The sequence below is a fragment of the Serinicoccus hydrothermalis genome (assembly GCF_001685415.1).
GTDB lineage: Bacteria > Actinomycetota > Actinomycetes > Actinomycetales > Dermatophilaceae > Ornithinicoccus > Ornithinicoccus hydrothermalis.
Window position 1 is genome coordinate 1,711,146 of the sequence record NZ_CP014989.1, and the last position, 18,390, is coordinate 1,729,535.

General features: G+C 72.4%; 17 protein-coding genes. 4 read left to right on the top strand and 13 right to left on the bottom strand.

Going from position 1 to position 18,390, the window contains the following annotated elements:
- Positions 1 to 10 precede the first annotated feature (10 nt).
- Positions 11 to 433 (bottom strand): hypothetical protein, encoded by a 423-nt coding sequence (locus tag SGUI_RS07875; RefSeq protein ID WP_066638475.1) that lies wholly within the window; start codon positions 431 to 433, stop codon positions 11 to 13.
- Positions 434 to 614: 181 nt separating this feature from the next.
- Between SGUI_RS07875 and SGUI_RS07880 the strand changes: the two genes are divergently transcribed.
- Positions 615 to 1,412 (top strand): exodeoxyribonuclease III, encoded by a 798-nt coding sequence (locus SGUI_RS07880; protein ID WP_066638478.1) that lies wholly within the window; start codon positions 615 to 617, stop codon positions 1,410 to 1,412.
- A 100-nt stretch (positions 1,413 to 1,512) separates the two neighbouring features.
- Here SGUI_RS07880 and SGUI_RS07885 read toward each other — a convergent pair whose 3' ends face one another.
- Both SGUI_RS07885 and SGUI_RS07890 read right to left on the bottom strand, forming a co-directional pair.
- On the bottom strand, positions 1,513 to 2,739 hold the full coding sequence (locus tag SGUI_RS07885; RefSeq protein ID WP_237141475.1) for an MFS transporter: 1,227 nt from the start codon (positions 2,737 to 2,739) through the stop codon (positions 1,513 to 1,515).
- Complete coding sequence (locus SGUI_RS07890) at positions 2,736 to 3,317, bottom strand: HhH-GPD-type base excision DNA repair protein (RefSeq protein ID WP_066638485.1); 582 nt, start codon at positions 3,315 to 3,317, stop codon at positions 2,736 to 2,738. Before SGUI_RS07890 ends, SGUI_RS07885 begins: the two co-directional genes overlap by 4 nt.
- A gap of 41 nt (positions 3,318 to 3,358) precedes the next feature.
- Between SGUI_RS07890 and SGUI_RS07895 the strand changes: the two genes are divergently transcribed.
- Positions 3,359 to 3,850 carry a DinB family protein gene (locus SGUI_RS07895; RefSeq protein WP_066638488.1) on the top strand — a complete coding sequence of 164 codons (492 nt, stop codon included), beginning with the start codon at positions 3,359 to 3,361 and terminating at the stop codon, positions 3,848 to 3,850.
- A 101-nt stretch (positions 3,851 to 3,951) separates the two neighbouring features.
- Positions 3,952 to 4,830 carry a ribonuclease HI family protein gene (locus SGUI_RS07900; RefSeq protein ID WP_066638491.1) on the top strand — a complete coding sequence of 293 codons (879 nt, stop codon included), beginning with the start codon at positions 3,952 to 3,954 and terminating at the stop codon, positions 4,828 to 4,830.
- Here the strand turns inward: SGUI_RS07900 and SGUI_RS07905 are convergent.
- The 8 genes from SGUI_RS07905 to SGUI_RS07940 form a co-directional block, all read right to left on the bottom strand.
- Positions 4,797 to 6,551, bottom strand: coding sequence for an MFS transporter (locus tag SGUI_RS07905; protein WP_237141476.1), 1,755 nt, complete (start codon positions 6,549 to 6,551; stop codon positions 4,797 to 4,799). The two genes, SGUI_RS07900 and SGUI_RS07905, sit on opposite strands and share 34 nt — an antisense overlap.
- A 92-nt stretch (positions 6,552 to 6,643) precedes the next feature.
- On the bottom strand, positions 6,644 to 7,384 hold the full coding sequence (locus SGUI_RS07910) for an LppX_LprAFG lipoprotein (protein ID WP_083190569.1): 741 nt from the start codon (positions 7,382 to 7,384) through the stop codon (positions 6,644 to 6,646).
- A gap of 69 nt (positions 7,385 to 7,453) precedes the next feature.
- Positions 7,454 to 8,233: a phosphate ABC transporter ATP-binding protein PstB gene (gene pstB, locus SGUI_RS07915; protein WP_066638497.1), complete on the bottom strand. Its 780-nt coding sequence runs from the start codon at positions 8,231 to 8,233 to the stop codon at positions 7,454 to 7,456.
- 38 nt (positions 8,234 to 8,271) lie between these two features.
- Positions 8,272 to 9,411 carry a phosphate ABC transporter permease PstA gene (pstA, locus tag SGUI_RS07920; protein WP_066638500.1) on the bottom strand — a complete coding sequence of 380 codons (1,140 nt, stop codon included), beginning with the start codon at positions 9,409 to 9,411 and terminating at the stop codon, positions 8,272 to 8,274.
- Positions 9,411 to 10,385, bottom strand: coding sequence for a phosphate ABC transporter permease subunit PstC (gene pstC / locus SGUI_RS07925; RefSeq protein ID WP_066638502.1), 975 nt, complete (start codon positions 10,383 to 10,385; stop codon positions 9,411 to 9,413). Before pstC ends, pstA begins: the two co-directional genes overlap by 1 nt.
- A 105-nt stretch (positions 10,386 to 10,490) precedes the next feature.
- Positions 10,491 to 11,600 (bottom strand): phosphate ABC transporter substrate-binding protein PstS, encoded by a 1,110-nt coding sequence (gene pstS / locus SGUI_RS07930; RefSeq protein WP_066638504.1) that lies wholly within the window; start codon positions 11,598 to 11,600, stop codon positions 10,491 to 10,493.
- Positions 11,601 to 11,806: 206 nt separating this feature from the next.
- Positions 11,807 to 14,377: an ATP-dependent chaperone ClpB gene (clpB, locus tag SGUI_RS07935; protein WP_066638507.1), complete on the bottom strand. Its 2,571-nt coding sequence runs from the start codon at positions 14,375 to 14,377 to the stop codon at positions 11,807 to 11,809.
- A gap of 120 nt (positions 14,378 to 14,497) precedes the next feature.
- Positions 14,498 to 15,301, bottom strand: a complete 804-nt coding sequence (locus SGUI_RS07940) for a ZIP family metal transporter (RefSeq protein WP_066638510.1) — start codon at positions 15,299 to 15,301, stop codon at positions 14,498 to 14,500.
- A gap of 58 nt (positions 15,302 to 15,359) precedes the next feature.
- Between SGUI_RS07940 and SGUI_RS07945 the strand changes: the two genes are divergently transcribed.
- Positions 15,360 to 15,875 (top strand): O-acetyl-ADP-ribose deacetylase, encoded by a 516-nt coding sequence (locus SGUI_RS07945; protein ID WP_066638513.1) that lies wholly within the window; start codon positions 15,360 to 15,362, stop codon positions 15,873 to 15,875.
- Between the two features lie 165 nt (positions 15,876 to 16,040).
- Here SGUI_RS07945 and SGUI_RS07950 read toward each other — a convergent pair whose 3' ends face one another.
- Both SGUI_RS07950 and SGUI_RS07955 read right to left on the bottom strand, forming a co-directional pair.
- Positions 16,041 to 17,285, bottom strand: coding sequence for an MFS transporter (locus tag SGUI_RS07950; protein ID WP_066638515.1), 1,245 nt, complete (start codon positions 17,283 to 17,285; stop codon positions 16,041 to 16,043).
- Positions 17,282 to 18,388, bottom strand: coding sequence for an ATP-binding protein (locus tag SGUI_RS07955; protein WP_066638517.1), 1,107 nt, complete (start codon positions 18,386 to 18,388; stop codon positions 17,282 to 17,284). Before SGUI_RS07955 ends, SGUI_RS07950 begins: the two co-directional genes overlap by 4 nt.
- Positions 18,389 to 18,390 lie beyond the last annotated feature (2 nt).

An 18,390-nucleotide genomic window follows, 5' to 3' on the forward strand; every position in this document is an offset into this window, starting at 1 on the left:
CCCTTCCTCGTCAGCTTCCCCACACCGCGGTCGCACCGCTGTGCCCGGCGAGGGTGACGGCCACGATCGCCCAGACCGCGGCAGCGGCCGCGAGCACCCCGAGCGTGGTACCGACCCATCCCGGCCAGCGGCCCGCCCAGCGCGATCGCCCCCACGGCGAGGTCGCGACCCAGTGCAGGACGCTGAGGACGGCCAGGATGATGCCGCCGAGGGCGGCGCGCACGCCCCAGGCCCCGTGCTCCTGCAGGACCTGGCTGCTGCCCACGGTCTGGAGCAGGATGTCGCCGTAGCTCTGCGTCACCCGGACGACCACCGCCGCGACCACGGCGAGCACCGGCATACCCCAGCCGAGCCAGCGGCGGAAGCGTGGCAGGACCACGGCGAGGATCTGGGCGCCCGCTGCGAGCAGCAGCAGGACGATGGCGAAGTGCACGAGCAACGGGTGTGCCGGTAGTCCGAGGACCATGGCGGCCTCACTCTCGGGGTCGGAGGTCCGAGACTTGCAGCGCACCCTGAGCGGTGGCTGTGTCGCACCTGGTGTGGAGGGTATTCGTCGCCGGCGGGGATTCGGGTGGCCGCGACGACGGGAGGGGGCGGGCGCATAGGGTGATCCGGTGCGCATCGCGACGTGGAACTGCAACAGCATCCGGAGCCGCGTGGACCGGGCGGTCGCGCTGCTCGAGCGGCACGACCTGGACGTGCTCGCCCTCCAGGAGACGAAGTGCCGGGACGACCAGTTCCCGCTGCTGCCCTTCGAGCAGGCGGGCTACGAGGTCGCGCACGTCGGGCTGAACCAGTGGAACGGCGTGGCGGTCGTCAGCCGGGTCGGGCTGGAGCAGGTCGAGGTCGGCTTCCCCGGGCAGCCGACGTGGGGATCCGGGGACGCCGAGGCCGTCGTCGAGGCGCGGGCGCTCGGCGCGACCTGCGGCGGCGTGCGGGTATGGAGCCTCTACGTGCCCAACGGCCGCTCGTTGGAGGACCCGCACCTGGGCTACAAGCTCGCGTGGCTGGAGGCGCTGCGGACGGCCGGCGCCGGGTGGCTGGACGCGCAGCCGGAGGCGCCCGTCGCGCTGATGGGCGACTGGAACATCGCCCCGACCGACGAGGACGTCTGGTCGGTCGAGTTCTACGAGGGGCGGACGCATACCAGCCCGGCGGAGCGCGAGGCCTTCCGCGCCGTCGTGGAGGCGGGGTATGCCGACCTCACCCGGGAGCACACGCCCGGCCCGGGGACCTACACCTACTGGGACTACACCCAGCTGGCCTTCCCGAAGCGGCGCGGCATGCGCATCGACTTCTGCCTCGGCTCGCCGGCCCTCGCCGCGCGGGTGGAGGGCGCCTTCATCGACCGGGAGGAGCGCAAGGGCAAGGGCGCCTCGGACCACGCGCCGGTGGTCCTGGACATCGCCTGACCCTTCCCCACCCGCTCCCCACCCCGGAGTGCCGTTACCTTCCTGCAACCTCCATCGCCCTACAGAGTGATGGAGGTTGCAGGAAGGTGACCGCACTCCCTCAGCGGCGGGCGTGGACCAGCGCGAGCGGCAGGGTGAGCAGCGAGATCGCGGCGACGAGGGCCATACCCCAGCCGAAGCCCGCCCCCACGGCCACGGCACCGACGAGGAGCGAGCCGCTGGCCGTGCCGGTGTCGAAGCCCGCGTTCCAGACCGTGCTGGCCGTGCCGACGCGCCGCGGGCCGGCCGCGGCGAAGGCCTGGAGCATCGTGAGGTTCTGCAGAGCCCCGTAGCAGAGGCCGACGAAGGCGCAGGTCAGCACCCATGCTGCGGCCTGACCCGTGGTGACCGGCTCGTGCACCAGCCACGCCATCACGGTGAAGACCGCGACGGTCAGGACGATGAAGGGCGCCACCAGGCGGTCCACGCCGATGCGGTCGGTGACCTCGCCGATGCGCCAGCGCGTGATGGCCGAGACCAGACCCATGGCGAAGAGGCCGGCCGCCGAGAGCCAGGGCAGGGCGACCAGCTGCGGGGCGAAGGTGATGACGGCGCCACCGGCCAGGGTCACGGCGAGCAGGACGAGGGTCGGCCGGAGCAGCGCCAGGTAGGTGCGGACGGTCGCCGGTGGTTCCTCCACCTCGGCCTGGCGAGGGTGGTGCGTCGCCCGGGCCGGCAGGTGGCGCGCGACCGCGATGCACGCGGGGATGCCGAGCAGCGGGATGGCGCCGACCGCGAAGACCGGCCAGTAGCCGAGCGTCTGCGCGGCCCAGCCGCCGAGCGGCATGAAGATGACGTTGGGGATCGACAGCGCCGCCGAGTATGCCCCGACCGCCGCGCCGCGCCGCGCGGGCTCGACGAGGAGGACGGCGGCGGCGTTGGCGGCGACGGTGAGGATGCCGAAGCCGACCCCGCGCACGGCCGAGAGCGCCAGGGTCGGTGCCAGCGCGTCGGTGAACCCGTGCAGCAGCGATGGCACGCCGAGGAAGAGCATCCCCAGCGACAGCACCCACGCCCAGCCGAGGCGGCTGATCGACCAGGGGACGGCGAACTGGGTGGCGACGGTCATGCCGAGCAGGACGAAGTTGACCAGGCCGGCGCCGCCGCTGTCGGCACCGCCGTTGACGGCCCACAGCGGCGCGACCGGCAGGAGCGCGGCATACCCGGAGAAGCCGGTGAGCGCGACGATCCCGATCGCGACCATGCCCGGCGCGGACCAGACCGACGCAGGACGCGGAGGTGGGCCGGCCTCCTCGTGGTCGGCCGGCTCGGGCGCGTGCGCGGTCACGCGCGCGCGGCCTTGGCGGCGGCCTTCTTCTCCTTCTTGTAGGCGCGCACCTGCTGCAGGGAGTCGGCGCTCGTCACGTCGGCGATGGACATGTGGACACCGTCCCGGCCGTAGTCGCCGGCAGCCTCGCGCCAGCCGTCCGCCGTCAGGCCGCGCTGCTTGCCGAGCAGGGCGAGGAAGATGCGGGCCTTCTGGTCGCCGTAGCCGGGGAGTGCCTTGAGCCGCTTGAGGATCTCCTTGCCGTCGGGCTCCCCCTGGGTCCAGATCGCCGCGCTGTCGCCGTCGTAGTCCTGGACGACCGCGGTGGCGAGGTCGTGCACCCGCTGGCCCATGGACTTCGGGAAGCGGTGCACCGAGGGCGGGGTGGCACAGAGCGCGACGAACTCCTCGGGGTCGGTCTGCGCGATCGCGGCCGGGTCGACCGACCCGAGCCGCTCGAGGATCTTGCGCGGGCCGTCGAAGGCGACCTCCATCGGGATCTGCTGGTCCAGGAGCATGCCGGTGAGCAGCGCGAACGGGTGCTCGGTGAGGATGCGGTCGGCCTCGGCCTCGCCGACCAGGTGCAGGGTGTCGCTCATGCTCCCAGGGTAGGGCGTGGTCGCGGGGCTACGGTGACGGCATGGAGCCTGATGACGCGGCGGTGCGCGGCGCCGACCCGGAGGTGCAGGCGTGGGCCTTCATCGACCAGCACCGGGCGATGCTGCGCGCCTCGCTCCACGGGCTCACCGAGGAGGAGGCGCGGGCCTCGCTGGTGCCTTCGCCGACGACCTTGCTCGGCCTGGTGAAGCACGCGGCCTTCGTAGAGCGGGTCTGGTTCGGAGAGGCGGTCACCGGGAGACCGCGGTCCGAGCTGGGCATCCCGGAGACCGTGGACGAGTCGTTCGAGCTGACCGCGGATGACACCGTCGGGTCGGTGCTGGCCGAGCACGCCGCGGCCGTGGCGGAGTCGCGCGCGGCGGTCGAGGGGATGACCGGCGACTCGATGCTGACGGGAAACCGTCGCGGTCCCCTCCCCCTGCGGTGGGTGCTCCTGCACGTGCTGCGCGAGCTGGCCCAGCACTGCGGGCACGCGGACATCCTGCGCGAGCAGGTGCTGGCAGCTCGGGACTGACACCGGGCTCGGGCAGCCAGACGCGGTATACCCCGGCGAGATGTCTGCGCGGGCCGATGGTCCTGCCGGTGCTCGTGCCCGCGCGACCTAGGCTGGGCTGCATGACGCTCGAAGCAGCCGCCGACGGATCCGCGCTCGGCAACCCCGGACCGGCCGGGTGGGGGTGGTACGTCGACGCGGACCGGTGGGCCAGCGGCGGGTGGGAGCGCGGCACCAACAACATGGGTGAGCTGACCGCGGTGCTCGACCTGCTGCAGCAGACCGGGGACCTGGAGGAGGATCTGCTCGTCTACTGCGACTCGCAGTACGCCATCAAGTCGATCACCCAGTGGATGCCGGGGTGGAAGCACAAGGGCTGGCGCAAGGGGGACGGCAAGCCGGTGGCCAACGTCGAGATCATGAAGGCGCTCGACGCGGCGATGCGCCCCAACGTGCGCTTCCAGTGGGTCAAGGGGCACGCCGGCCACGGGCTCAACGAGGAGGCGGACCGCCTCGCCAACGCCGCGGCGCAGGCGTATGCCGCGGGCCGCGAGCCGGAGGCGGGTCCCGGTTTCGCCGGGGCGTCTCCGGGCGGGTCCGAGCACGCCTTCGAAGTCACCACCCGGCAGCCGGAGGCGGACCTCTTCTCGCTGTCCGAGGAAGTCAGCGACGAGGACCAGGTCGTCGCCCTGGAACGCTCGCTGCTCAGCGACGAGCTGCGCGCCGACCCGGCCGATGTCGCCGGGCTGCTGCACCCGTCGTGGCAGGAAGTCGGCCGGTCCGGGCGGCTGCGGACCCGTGAGCAGCTGCTGGCCGAGATCGCGCCGCTGGCGGAGCCGGTCGAGCTCGAGGTCGTCGACACCCAGCGGCTTGGCCCGGACCTCGTCCTGGTGCTGTGGCGGGGCTCCGGCGACGGCGGGAGCACGCTGCGCAGCTCGCTGTGGCAGCGCACCGGCCAGCAGTGGCGTCAGCGCTTCCACCAGGCGACGCCCGAGGGCTGAGCCCGCGCGGTCACGTCGCGAGCGGCGGCGCGGCCGTCAGGTCGGGTGCCCGAGATTGCCCGCACCCCGAGGGCGAGCGCGACGACGGCGGCGAGGGCGGCGGCATACCCGGCACCCGTCAGGACCGTCTGCACCTGCACCACGGCAGCGTCGAGCAGGGCGTCGGTGTCGGTGGGGTCCGCTAGCGTCCCGACCTCAAGGTGGAACCGACGCAGGCCGAGGGAGGTGAGCAGCGCCAGACCCACGACCATCCCGACCATGCGCGCCACGACGACGAGCGAGCTGACGGTGCCGTGACCGTCCTCGCGGGCGTCGGCGAGCGCCGCGTCGTTGACCGGTGCGATCGCCAGACCGACACCGAGCCCGGCGCCGACCAGCGCCAGCGTGGTGCTGACGACCTCGTCCAGCGAGGCCCGTTCCCAGCGCGCCATCGCGAAGATCGAGACCGCCGCGACCGCCAGCCCCGGGGCGGCGACCAGCCCCGGGCCGATGCGGCGCAGCAGCCAGCCCCCGAGCAGCGCACCAACGGGCACGGCGACGAGGAAGCGCACCAGCACCAGCGCCGCATCGGTCTCGTCGGTGCCCTGGGTGAGCCGGGACAGCAGCGGGACGTCGACGACGATCGCGACGATCGCCGCGCCGATGAGGAGGCTGACGACCAGCGCGGGCCAGACCCGGCGGCGGACGACGCCCTCGGGGATCAGCGGGTTCGCGGCGAGCCGTTGCCGGAGCAGGAAGGCCACGGTCGAGGCGGCACCCAGCGGCAGCAGCCATACCCCCCAGGGGCCGAGCACCTCCTCCTCCGGGTTGGCCGTCGAGAAGGTCAGGACGAGCGACCCGAGGGCGATGGCCACGAGGGTGGCGCCGGGCAGGTCGGCGCGCAGCAGCAGCGGCAGCCAGCGAGACGCGGTGACGAGCACCAGGAGCAGCGTCGCCACGGCCGCGGCTGCACCGATCGGCGTCGCGACCCGGGAGGCCGACGCGGTGTCGAAGGGCACGAAGGGCACACCCAGATCGATCGAGGTGGTCAGGGCCTCGGGCGCCCACAGGGTCAGCGTCCAGAGCACGGTCGCGAGCGCCGCCAGCAGGTATGCCGTCGCCCGCGCCAACCTTCCGCGACGCCCGGTGGGTCCGTGGGCAACCATCCCCGACGCTCGGTGGGGCGTGGGGGAACCATTCGCGACGCCCGGTGGGCGCGTGGGGGGCGAGGGCCGGATGACGGCGACGCCGACCAGGGCCAGCAGCCCGAGCGCCACGTTGAGCCAGAAGATCTCCCGCCACCCGGCGACGGCGAGGACGAGCGCGCCCAGCAGCGGACCGACGACCGAGCCCATCTCCTGCACCGCGCCGACGACGCCCAGCGGCATACCGCGCCGGCCGGGCGGCCAGAGGTCGGCCACCAGCGCCAGGGTCGCGGGCACCAGACCGCCCCCGCCGAGACCCTGGAGGAAGCGGCCCCCCACCATGACCGGCAGCTCGACCGCGGCCGCGGTCACGGCCGAGCCGATGACGAAGACCACCAGGCACCACAGCAGGATCCGGCGCCGGTCGACCAGGTCGGACACGCGGCCGATGAGCGGCAGGACGGCGATGTAGCCGAGCAGGAAGCCCGAGATGATCGGGGTCCCCCGCTGCAGCGACTCGATGCCGACCCCGACGCCGGCCATCATGTCCGTGAGCGCCAGGACGACGACGTAGGTGTCGGCCGCGGCGAGGGCCACCGCGAGCGCGGCGACCGTCAGCAGCGCCCGCGCCCCCCGAGCCGGACGACCAGCCGCAGCGCCCGCTGCGACCCCCTGATCCCCCGCCGGCACTAGGGCTCGGTGACCGTGACCGGCTCGCCGTACTGGTCGAGGGTCACGGTGTAGGTCGAGGTCGTCGGGGGGTAGAACGGACCGGTGATCTCGACGCTGCGGACCTGCCAGGACTCCTCGACCAGCCCGTAGGTGACGTCGAAGGAGGACTCGGCGTCCCCGGCGTAGAGCAGGGCGGTGACGATCTCGCCGGGCAGCGTGCCCACGACCTGCTGCACCACCTCGGCCCCGGCCCGGGAGCGCTCGCCGAACTGAGGGTCGTCGGTCTGGGTGAGCAGCGACACCAGGCCGCTCTCCCGGTCGAAGAGCGTGGCCGGGTCGGGCACGCCCAGCTCCTCCGGGTCGGTGTTGACGTGCGCGGGCACGTAGGGCAGCTTCACGAAGAGCTGGCCGTCGAGCGCGACGGTCGGGATGTCGGCCTGGACCCCGGCCACGACCGCGGTGATCGTGCCGTCGAAGGCGGGCGGGTCCATCGTGCCGCTGCCGTCGGCGCTGATGATGTAGGAGCTCTCCTCCTCGGGCAGGTCGGCGCCGGCCATGGTCAGGTGGACCGACCCAGCGTCGGTGAGGACCCCGTGGGCCTGCTCCAGCCGGTCCTGCGCCGTCGGGGGCGGCGCCGAGCTGGTCGCGCTCTCCTCGCCGTCGTCGTCGGAGCACCCCGCGAGCGCGACGAGGGCGGCGAGCCCCACCACCCCGAGCATGCTCGAGCCGCGGGTATGCCGTGCGCCGGGAGACCTCATACCTTCAGTATCACGCACCCGTCCCCGACAGACCGTACGGCCGGTCGAGCGGAGATCGAGAGGGGAGTCTTAGCCGAAGCGGCCGGAGATGTAGTCCTCGGTCGCCTGCTGGCTGGGGTTGTTGAAGATGTTCTGCGTGCTGTCGTACTCCACGAGCTCCCCCGGCTTGCCGGTGGCCTCGAGGTTGAAGAAGCCGGTCTTGTCCGAGACGCGCGCCGCCTGCTGCATGTTGTGCGTGACGATGACGACGGTGTACTTGTCCTTGAGCTCGTTGATGAGGTCCTCGATCGCGAGCGTCGAGATCGGGTCGAGCGCCGAGCACGGCTCGTCCATGAGGATGACCTCCGGCTGGATCGCGATGGCCCGCGCGATGCACAGGCGCTGCTGCTGGCCACCGGACAGCCCCGAGCCCGGCTTGTCCAGCCGGTCCTTGACCTCGTTCCACAGGTTGGCACCGCGCAGCGACTTCTCGGTCAGCTCGTCGGCGGCCTTGCTGGAGATGCGCTTGCTGTTGAGCCGCACGCCCGCGAGGACGTTCTCCTTGATCGTCATGGTCGGGAAGGGGTTGGGTCGCTGGAAGACCATGCCGACCTGCCGACGCACGTCGACCGGGTCGACGCCGCGTCCGTAGAGGTTGGTCCCGTCGATGGCGACCTCGCCCTTGACGTAGGCGCCCGGGATGACCTCGTGCATTCGGTTGAGGGTGCGGAGCACGGTCGACTTGCCGCAGCCGGACGGGCCGATGAAGGCGGTCACGGATCGCGGCTCGATGGTCATCGACACCGTCTTCACGGCGTGGAAGTCGCCGTAGTAGATGTCGAGATCCTTGACGTCGATGCGCTTGGACATATCAGTGATTCTCTCTTCTCGGAACAGGGGGTATGCCGTCAGCGGCCGGTCTTGGGGGCGAAGAACTTCGCGATGGCGCGCGCGGCCAGGTTGAGCGCCACGACGATGAGCACCAGGAGCAGCGCCGCCGCCCACGCCCGCTCCCGGCTCGGCTCGATGAGCGCCGGGTCCAGCGGCTTGGTGAACATCCAGTAGGTGTAGACCGCCAGGCTGTTGATCGGCCCCTCGAACATGTTGGTGTTGAAGCTGCGCGCGAAGCCGATGGCCACCAGCAGCGGCGCCGTCTCACCGATGACGCGGGCGATGGCCAGGGTGATGCCCGAGGCCAGGCCCGACGCGGCTGTCGGCAGCACGACCTTGGCGATGGTGCGCCACTTCGGCACACCCAGGGCCAGCGAGGCCTCGCGCAGCTCGTTGGGGACGATCCGCAGCATCTCCTCGCTGTTGCGGACGACGGTCGGGATCATGAGCACCGACAGGGCGACCGCCCCGGCGATGCCCATCTTGGCGTCCCGGATGCCGACCACCTGCGTGAAGAGCGCGAAGGCGAAGAGGCCGGCGACGATGGACGGGATGCCGGTCATGACGTCGACGAGGAAGCGGATCCCCTTGGACAGGTGGTTGCTGCCGCCGTACTCCACCAGGTAGATCGCGGTGAACAGGCCGATCGGCACCGAGATGAGCGCCGCGGCGCCGGTGATGATGAGGGTGCCGACGATGGCGTGCCCGGCACCGCCGGCCAGCGTGCTCGTCTCCCCGTTGGCGTATGCCTGGTCGTCGGCCCCGGTGATCCCGACCATGTCCTGGGTCCAGAACCCCGGGCTGAAGGCCAGCGGCAAGCCCTGGCTGAACACGGTCCAGAGCATCGAGACGAGGGGCACGATGGCGCAGATGAAGGCGGCGTAGACCAGCCAGCGCATCACGACGTCGGTGGCCACACGGGACCCGCCGGTGGCGCGGTAGGTCGCCCACGACGTGGCGAGGAAGGCGAGGTAGGACACGACCAGCGCGAAAACCGGGTGCAGGTCGACGACGAACCAGAGCAGCAGCCAGAGCAGCACCGCCCCGGCGCCGATGAGCAGCAGCGGCCGCGAGCTCGTGGCCCGGACCGGTGAGGGGATGTAGCTCGGTTCGTCGTCCTGCCGGGGGGTCTGGGTGGTCTGGGTGGTGGTGCTCATCAGTTGGCTCCGGAGAACTCGGACCGACGCTCGACGATCCAGCGAGCGATCAGGTTGACGGCCAGGGTGAGGATGAAGAGGACGAGACCGGCGGCGATGAGCTCAGAGAGCCGCAGGCCTGCCGCCTCCGGGAAGTTCAGGGCGATCTCGGCCGGGATGGTGTTGTTGCCACCACCGATGAGGTTCCAGGTGAAGACGCCGGGCGAGAGGATGATGGCCACCGCCATCGTCTCGCCGAGAGCCCGCCCCAGGCCGAGCATCACCCCACCGATGACCCCCGGGCCGCCGAAGGGGATGACCGCGGTGCGGATCATCTCCCACTGGGTCGCCCCGAGGGCGAGCGCCGCCTCCTCGTGGAGCCGCGGCGTCTGCAGGAAGACCTCGCGGGAGACCGAGGTGATGATCGGCAGGATCATGACGGCCAGCACGATCGAGGCGGTCATGAGGGTGCGTCCGGTGGCCGAGCTGTCCTGGAAGAAGGGCAGGAACCCGAGGTTGGCCTCGAGCCACTCGAAGAGCGGCCGCAGCCGGGGGGCGAAGACGAACAGGCCCCACATGCCGAAGACGACCGAGGGCACCGCGGCCAGCAGGTCGATGACGAACCCGATGGCCTGGCCGATGCGGGGCGGCGCGTAGTGGGAGACGAACAGTGCGATGCCCACCGCGATCGGGGTGGCGATGAGCAGCGCGACGACCGAGGAGACGATCGTGCCCAGCAGCATGGGCCAGACGTAGCTCCAGAACCCGTTGCCCCCGCTGATCTCCTCTGCGGGCGCGGTGAGGGCCGGCATACCCTGCCACACCAGGAAGATCGCCACCAAGGCGAGGATCAGGAGGATGAGGACGCCGGAGAAGAGGGACGCGCCACTGAAGACGACGTCTCCGGCGCGCCGCTTCGCCTTGCCGTTCGCGGCCGGCGGCTCGGCCGTGGCGACGCCGCCGTTCGGTCCCGGATCAGGCTGCGCTGTGCTCATCGTGTACCTCTCGTCTGCGGTCGTCGGGCCGTGTCACGCACATGACGACGGACGTCCCCGGGGGCGACGTCCGCCGTCATGGCGTCAACTCGATGTCGGACGGGCTCAGCCGCCCTGGATCATGTCGATCGAGGACATGATCTGCTCCCGGGTGTTCTCACCGATCGGGGCCGAGCCGGCCGCGTCGGACGCCGCCTGCTGGCCCTCCTCGGAGGCCACGTAGGACAGGAACGCCTTGACGTTGTTGGCGCGGTCGGCGTCGTCGTACTCCTTGCAGGCGATGTGGTAGCTCACCAGCACGATGGGGTAGGCGCCCGACTCGGTGGTGTCCCGCGCGAGGTCCAGGGCGAGGTCGCCCTCGACGCCCGTGTCCGCCGACTCGGAGGTCTCGACGACCTTGGCCGCCGCCTCCGGCGAGAAGGGCACAAACTCCTCCCCGACCCCGATGGACGCGGACTGACCGGTCACGGCCGAGGCGTCGGCATACCCGATGGTGCCCTCGGTGGAGTTGATGACCTGCATGACCCCGGTGGTCTGCGCTGCGGCCTCGCCGCCCTCGATCGGCCACGCGTCGGAGGCCTCGTGCGGCCACGCGTCCGGGGCCGCGGCGGTGAGGTACTCCATGAAGTTCTCGGTGGTGCCGGACTCGTCGGAACGGTGGACCACCGTGATCTCCTGCTCGGGCAGGTCGGCGTCAGGGTTGTCGGCGGCGATGGCCTCGTCGTTCCACATGGTGATGTCGCCGTTCATGATCCCGGCGAGCACCTCCGGCGCGAGGTTGAGCTCGTCGACGCCGGGCAGGTTGTAGGGGACGGCGACCGGGGAGATGTACATCGGGAAGTTGATCGCCTCGCCGCTGGCACAGGCGTCCCCGACCATGCCCCGCTCCTCCTCGTCCAGGTAGGCGTCCGAGCCCGCGAAGTCGGTGGCTCCGGCCAGGAACTGCTCGCGACCCGCCCCCGAGCCGACGGCGTCGTACTGCACCTCGACCTCGGGCTCGACCTCGAGGTAACCGGCGATCCATGCGGTCATGGCCGACTCCTGGGAGGAGGCGCCGGCGCCGACCAGGCGACCGGAAAGGGCGTCGCCGCCCTCGGAACCGCTCTCGGCGCCGCCGGCGTCCGAGCTGCTGTCGTCGTCGCCGCCGCAGGCGGCGAGCGCGAAGGACGCCGCCATGGCGATGGCGACCGTGCGGGTCAAGCGGTGCTGCTTCACGGGGAACCTCTCTCAACGTCTGTCAGGGTCGCACCCCCGGCCGGTGGCACCGGCGCGTCCAGGGCGCGCTGGCGGCGTCGCCAACGCTTCCGAAAAGTAGGAGCCGCACGTGACGCGTTCTACGGCGTTGGATGAACGAGCGGTAAACGAGGGACGAAAGTCCGGCACGCTCGAGGTTCGGCGACGGTATGCCGTCGCGCCCCTGCTCAGCGCAGGACCAGGTCGTCTCCCTCACCGTCGACGTCGACCACCACGGTGGAGCCGTCGCGGACCTGGCCCGCGAGCAGCGCCCGGGCCAGCCGGTCGCCGATCTGGGTCTGCACCAGGCGGCGCAGCGGCCGGGCGCCGTAGGCCGGGTCGAAGCCGCGCTCGGCCAGCCAGCGCGAGGCCTCGTCCGTCACCTCGAGCGTGATGCGGCGGCCCTCCAGCCGGCGGCCCAGCTCGGCCACCTGCAGCCCGACGATGGTCGCGAGCTCGTCCTGGCTCAGCGGGTCGAAGATGACGACCTCGTCCAGCCGGTTGAGGAACTCGGGCTTGAAGCTCGCCCGCACCGCGCCCATGACCTGCTCGCGCTTCGTGGCCGCGTCGGTGGTGGGGTCGATGAGGAACTGGCTGCCGAGGTTGGAGGTCATCACGAGGATGACGTTGCGGAAGTCGACGGTGCGGCCCTGGCCGTCGGTGAGTCGGCCGTCGTCGAGCACCTGCAGCAGGATGTCGAAGGTCTCGGGGTGGGCCTTCTCGACCTCGTCGAGCAGCACGACCGAGTACGGCCGCCGGCGGACCGCCTCGGTGAGCTGCCCGCCCTCGTCGTACCCGACATACCCCGGGGGCGCGCCGATGAGGCGCGCGACCGCGTGCCGCTCGGAGTACTCCGACATGTCGATGCGCACCATGGCGCGCTCGTCGTCGAAGAGGAAGTCGGCCAGGCTCTTGGCGAGCTCGGTCTTGCCGACGCCGGTGGGTCCGAGGAAGAGGAAGGAGCCGGTCGGCCGGTCGGGGTCGGAGATCCCGGCGCGGGCACGACGCACGGCGTCGCTCACGGTGCGCACGGCCAGCCGCTGCCCGATGAGCCGTTCGGCGAGGACGTCCTCCATCCGGAGCAGCTTCTCGGTCTCGCCCTCGAGCAGGCGCCCGGCGGGGATGCCGGTCCAGGCGGAGATGACGTCGGCGATGTCGTCGGCACCCACCTCGTCCTTGACCATCGGCACGCTGTCGGGCGCGCTCTCCAGCGCCGACTCCTCCTCCTGCGCGGTCGCGAGCTCGGACTCGGCCGCGGGGATCTCGCCGTAGAGCAGGCGCGAGGCCCCCTCGTAGTCACCCTGGCGCTGCAGCCGCTCGGCCTGCGTGCGCAGGTCGTCCAGCCGCGCCTTGAGCTCACCGACCCGGTTGAGGCCGGTCTTCTCGGCCTCCCAGCGCGCGGTGAGCGCGGCCAGCTCCTCGCGCCGGTCGGCGAGGTCGGCGCGCAGCTTGGCCAAGCGCGCCTGCGAGGCCTCGTCGTCCTCGCGGGCGAGGTGCATCTCCTCCATCGTCAGCCGGTCCACCTGACGCTGGAGCTGGTCGATCTCGACCGGGGAGGAGTCGATCTCCATCCGCAGCCGGCTGGCCGCCTCGTCGACGAGGTCGATCGCCTTGTCCGGCAGCTGGCGCCCGCTGATGTAGCGGTCGGAGAGGTCGGCCGCGGCGACGAGCGCGGAGTCCTCGATGGCCACCTTGTGGTGCGCCTCGTAGCGCTCCTTGAGGCCGCGCAGGATCGCGACGGTGTCCTCGACGCTGGGCTCGCCGACGAAGACCTGCTGGAAGCGGCGCTCCAGCGCGGGGTCCTTCTCGATGTTCTCGCGGTACTCGTCCAGGGTCGTCGCGCCGACCATGCGCAGCTCGCCGCGGGCGAGCAGCGGCTTGAGCATGTTGCCGGCGTCCATGGAGGAGTCGCCGCTGGCGCCCGCCCCGACGACGGTATGCAGCTCGTCGATGAAGGTGATGACCTGGCCGTCGCTGCCGGTGATCTCGGCGAGCACCGCCTTGAGCCGCTCCTCGAACTCGCCGCGGTACTTCGCGCCCGCGACCATCGAGCCGAGGTCGAGGGAGATGAGCGTCTTGTCGCGCAGCGACTCGGGCACGTCGCCGGCGACGATGCGCTGGGCCAGGCCCTCGACGACGGCGGTCTTGCCGACGCCGGGCTCGCCGATGAGGACGGGGTTGTTCTTGGTGCGCCGGGAGAGGACCTGGACGACGCGCCGGATCTCGGAGTCGCGTCCGATGACGGGGTCGAGCTTGCCCTCGCGGGCCAGGGCGGTGAGGTCGGTGCCGTACTTGCCCAGCGCGTCGAAGGTCGACTCCGGGTCGGCCGAGTCGACCGGCTTGCCGCCCCGCAGGGCGGGGATCCGCTCGGCGATGGCGTCGGCGTCGAGGGAAGGGAAGGCCCCGGAGCGGGCGAGCGCGAGGAGCAGGTGGTCGGTGGAGACGAAGGAGTCCCCCATGGCCGACATGGCGTCCTGCGCGCCCTTGATGACGGCGTGCATGGAGCGGGACAGGCCGGGGTTGCCCATGCTGCTGCCGCTGGCCGTGGGCAGCGAGCGCAGCGCGGCGTCGGCCGCCTGCTTGGCGGCCTGCGGGGTGCTGCCGGCCGACTCGAGCAGCGGTCCGGTCGTCGTGTCGCCCTGCTGGGTCAGCGAGGCGAGCAGGTGGGCCGGCTCGACCTGGGCGTGGCCGGCCGCGGCGGCGTCGCGGACGGCGGTGGACAGGGCCTCCTGGGCCTTGGTGGTGAGGTTGAGATCCATGGTGGTGCGGTGCTCCTCCCGGCCGAGGACACGCGCGCGTGGTCGGCCCCTTCAGGTGGTGTCAAGAATGTCTGACGAGGACAACGCCGGTAAAGTTGAGTCCATTCCGCTCAACTTTGACTACAGCGTCAGGAGAGCCAGGGACAGGCCCATGACCACGGCGCCGAGGGAGAAGCCGGCGACCAGGTCACGGCGGCGGGCGGCATACCGCAGGGCGGTGGGGATCAGCTCGACGAGGCTGACCGCGATCATCATGCCGGCGACGAGCGCCAGCGAGAGGTCGACCCACTCGACGGGGAGCAGGGCCCGAAGCGCGAGGTAGCCGAGGACCGCCCCGACCGGCTCGGCCAGCCCCGAGGCCGCCGCCCAGAGCATGGCCCGCCGGCGGCTGCCCGTGGCGGCGTAGATGGGCGCCGCGACGACCAGGCCCTCGGGGATGTTGTGGATGGCGATGGCCGCCGCCAGCACCACCCCCACCCTCGGGTCGTCGAGGGTGGCCACCAGCGTGGCCAGGCCCTCGGGGAGGTTGTGCAGCCCGACGACGCCGGCGAGGAGCAGGCCGGTGCGGAGCAGCCCGACGTCGAGCTCGCCGGACCGGATCCGCCGCAGGTCCTCGCCGCCCCCGGCCTCGGCCGGGGTGAAGCGGTGCGGCATGAGGTGGCAGAAGAGGTGGACGACGGCGCCGCCGACCACCATCGCCCCCAGCACCCAGAGCAGGGCGGCCCGGCCACCGACGACCTCGGACAGTGCGCGCTGCGCCGAGGGCGCGATCTCGAGGACGGAGATGGTGATCATGACCCCCGCCGCGAAGCACAGCGCCGCCGCCATCACGCCGGGGCGCAGCGCGACGCGCCTCGTGCCCAGCCAGCCACCGACGCAGGTCGACAGCCCGGCGAGCACGGTGACGGCGAGCGCCAGGGCCACGGCATACCTCCTCGGGGACTGCCGTGCGAAGTATGCCCGACCGCGCCACCATGGGCCCATGGAGATCACGACAGAGGTCGGCGACATCACCGAGGCGGACGTGGACGCGGTGGTCAACGCCGCGAACTCGACGCTCCTGGGCGGCGGGGGCGTGGACGGGGCGATCCACGCGGCCGCGGGGCCGGAGCTGCTCAAGGAGTGCCGGCGGGTGCGGGCGGCGCGCTGGCACGACGGGCTGCCTGTCGGCGAGGCGGTCGCGACCGGGGCCGGGAGGATGCCGGCGCGGTGGGTCATCCACACGGTCGGCCCCAACCGCCACCGCGGGCAGACCGACCCCGAGCTGCTCGCCTCGTGCTTCCGGCGCAGCCTCGAGGTGGCCCAGGAGGTCGGGGCCGCCTCGGTGGCCTTCCCCGCGATCAGCGCCGGGGTCTACGGCTGGGACCCGGGCGAGGTGGCGCGGGTCGCGGTGGCGACGGTGCGGCATACCGCCGAGGTCGTGCCGGGCGTCGAGGAGGTGCGCTTCGTGCTCTTCAGCGAGGACGTGCTCGCCCGCTTCGAGCAGGCCCTGGCGTAATCCTGTCCCCCGCTGCCCAGCCCCGCCGCCCGCCCGCCCCGCCCCCGCCGGAGTGCGGTCACCTTCCTGCAACCTTCATCGCGCTAGAGGGTGATGAAGGTTGCAGGAAGGTGACCGCACTCCGGGCTCAGGGGGTGGGGGCGCTGTCAGGGGGTGGGGGCGCTGTCAGGGGGTGGAGGCGGCGGTCGGCGGCTGCGTGGCCGGCGCGAGGGTCTCCGGTGCACGGAGCCAGATCAGGGCGCCCAGGAGGCTGACGGCTCCGGTGGTCGCCAGCGCCGGGCCGAAGCCGACGAGGTCGACGACCAGCCCGGTGAGCACGGGTCCGACGATCACCCCGCTGTCGGTGGCCATCTGGTAGGTCGACAGGACCGTGCCCCCGTTGCGCTCCTGACCGACGATGTCGGCGATCGCCGCCTGCTGCGCCGGGTTGACGAAACCCGCTCCCACCCCGGAGACCAGGCTCAGCCCGAGCAGCACCGCCAGCGAGGAGGCCGCCCCGAGCCCGGGCAGCAGGCTCAGCCCCAGCATCCCGAGCGACACCCCGGAGGTGACCATCCCGGCGATGATGAGGGGCCGGCGCCCGACCCGGTCGGCGAGCCGGCCCGTGACCTGGAGGGTGATCGCCGTGCCGAGCGCAGCGGTGGTCAGCGTCGCACCGGCCACCCAGGTCTCGTCGCGCACGGCAGCGGCCAGCAGCGGGATCACCGCCATCCGGACGCCGAGGTTGGCCCACCCGTTGGCCACGCCGCACGCCAGCGCGGCACGGTATGCCTTCTCCCCCAGCGCTTCTCGCACCGTGAGCACGGGGCGGTCGGCCTCACCGGGCGGCGGCCGCAGGCGCGCCCCGCCGAGCCCCACGGCGACGACGAGGGCGGCGACAACGAGGGCGACGGCATACACGACGAAGGGCACGCGCATGCCCCACTGGGCGATGAGGCCGCCGATGACCGGCCCCACCATGCTGCCGATGATGAACGAGCTGCCCCACAGCGAGGAGACCCGCCCGCGGATGCCGGGCGGCGCCAGCCCGACCACGAGGGCGATGGCCGAGATGGTGAACATCGTCGAGCCCAGGCCGCCGAGGCCGCGGAAGACGAGCAGCTGCCAGTAGCTCTGGGCGAAGGCCGTGGCCAGCGAGGAGACCGCCACGACCATGAGCCCGGTGAGGTAGACCGGGCGCTCCCCCAGCCGCTGGACCAACCGGCCGCCGGCGGGGGCGAAGACGAGGCGGCAGAAGGCGAAGGCGGACACGACGATCGTGGCGGCGGTGGCCCCGACGTCGAAGGAGCGGGCGAAGCCGGGCAGCACCGGCGAGACGAGTCCGAAGCCGACGGCGATGACGAAGGAGGCGCCGACGAGGATCCAGATCTCGGACGGTATGCGGACCCGCTCGGCCGTGGGGGCGCTCACCGGCGCCTCAGGTGCTCGCGCAGGTAGGGCAGGGCGACGTCGACGAGGCCGTGTCCGGCCGGGACGATGAGCTCGCGGTCGATGAGGCGGCCGCGGACGACGTTGCCGTGCTGCTTGCTCACGCCGAGCCGGGCCGCGACCTCGCCGGTCGAGGAGGGCCCGTCGTCGATCGACATGGCCTGGAGGTAGTCCAGCTGGCCCTGCGGCAGCTCGCGCAGGGCGGGTGTGTGGACCAGGCGGCTCATGCGGTCCACGACGAGCGGCAGGGTCGTCTCGACGTCGGCCTCGGTGATGACCTCACCGTCCCCCGCCGCGCGCCAGGCCTGGTAGCCGACGAGCTGCAGCAGGTAGGGGTAGCCGTGGGCGATGACGGCGAGCCGCTCCACCGCCTCCGGGCTGATGACGCGCCCGGCCCCACGCACGGTCTGCACCGCGGCGTCGCGCACCTCCTCCTGGCGCAGCGGCTCCAGGTCGACCCGCTCGGCCCGCCGCAGGAAGGTCGAGCCCTGCTGGGCCAGCAGCGTCCCGATGCCGGCGGGCAGCCCCGCCCCGACGAAGGCGACCTCGCGCTCGTCGCGCAGCAGGTGCTGGTATGCCGACGCGAGCCGTGCGACGTCCTCGACCGGCGCGGCCTGCACCTCGTCCAGCGTGAGGAGCACCCCGGTGCCGTGCGACTCGGCGATCTCCGTGAGGCGCTGGAGCATGGTGGCGACGCTCTGGCTCGTCGGGTAGGTCTCCGTCGTCTCGGTGGCCAGCGACCCGACCGCGCTGATCCCGCCGCCCGTGACGCGGCGCCGCTCGGCGTCCGGGTCGTGCTCGGCCAGGTGGGCGGGCAGGACGCTGCGCTCCAGCTCGTCCAGGAGGCCCGGCCCCTCGGGCAGCCGGATGACGTGCCACCCCCGGGTGCGGGCCCGCTCCTCGAGCTCGTTGAGCACGACGGTCTTGCCCATCCCCCGGGCGCCGCTCACGAGGATCGAGCGCATGGGCGAGCCGGGGCCCTCGTCGAGGGCGACGTCGAACTCCTCGAGCAGGTCGCCGCGGCCCGCGACGACGCGCGGGCTGGCGCCGAAGCTGGGCCGGAAGGGGTTTCCTCGCCTGGGCACGT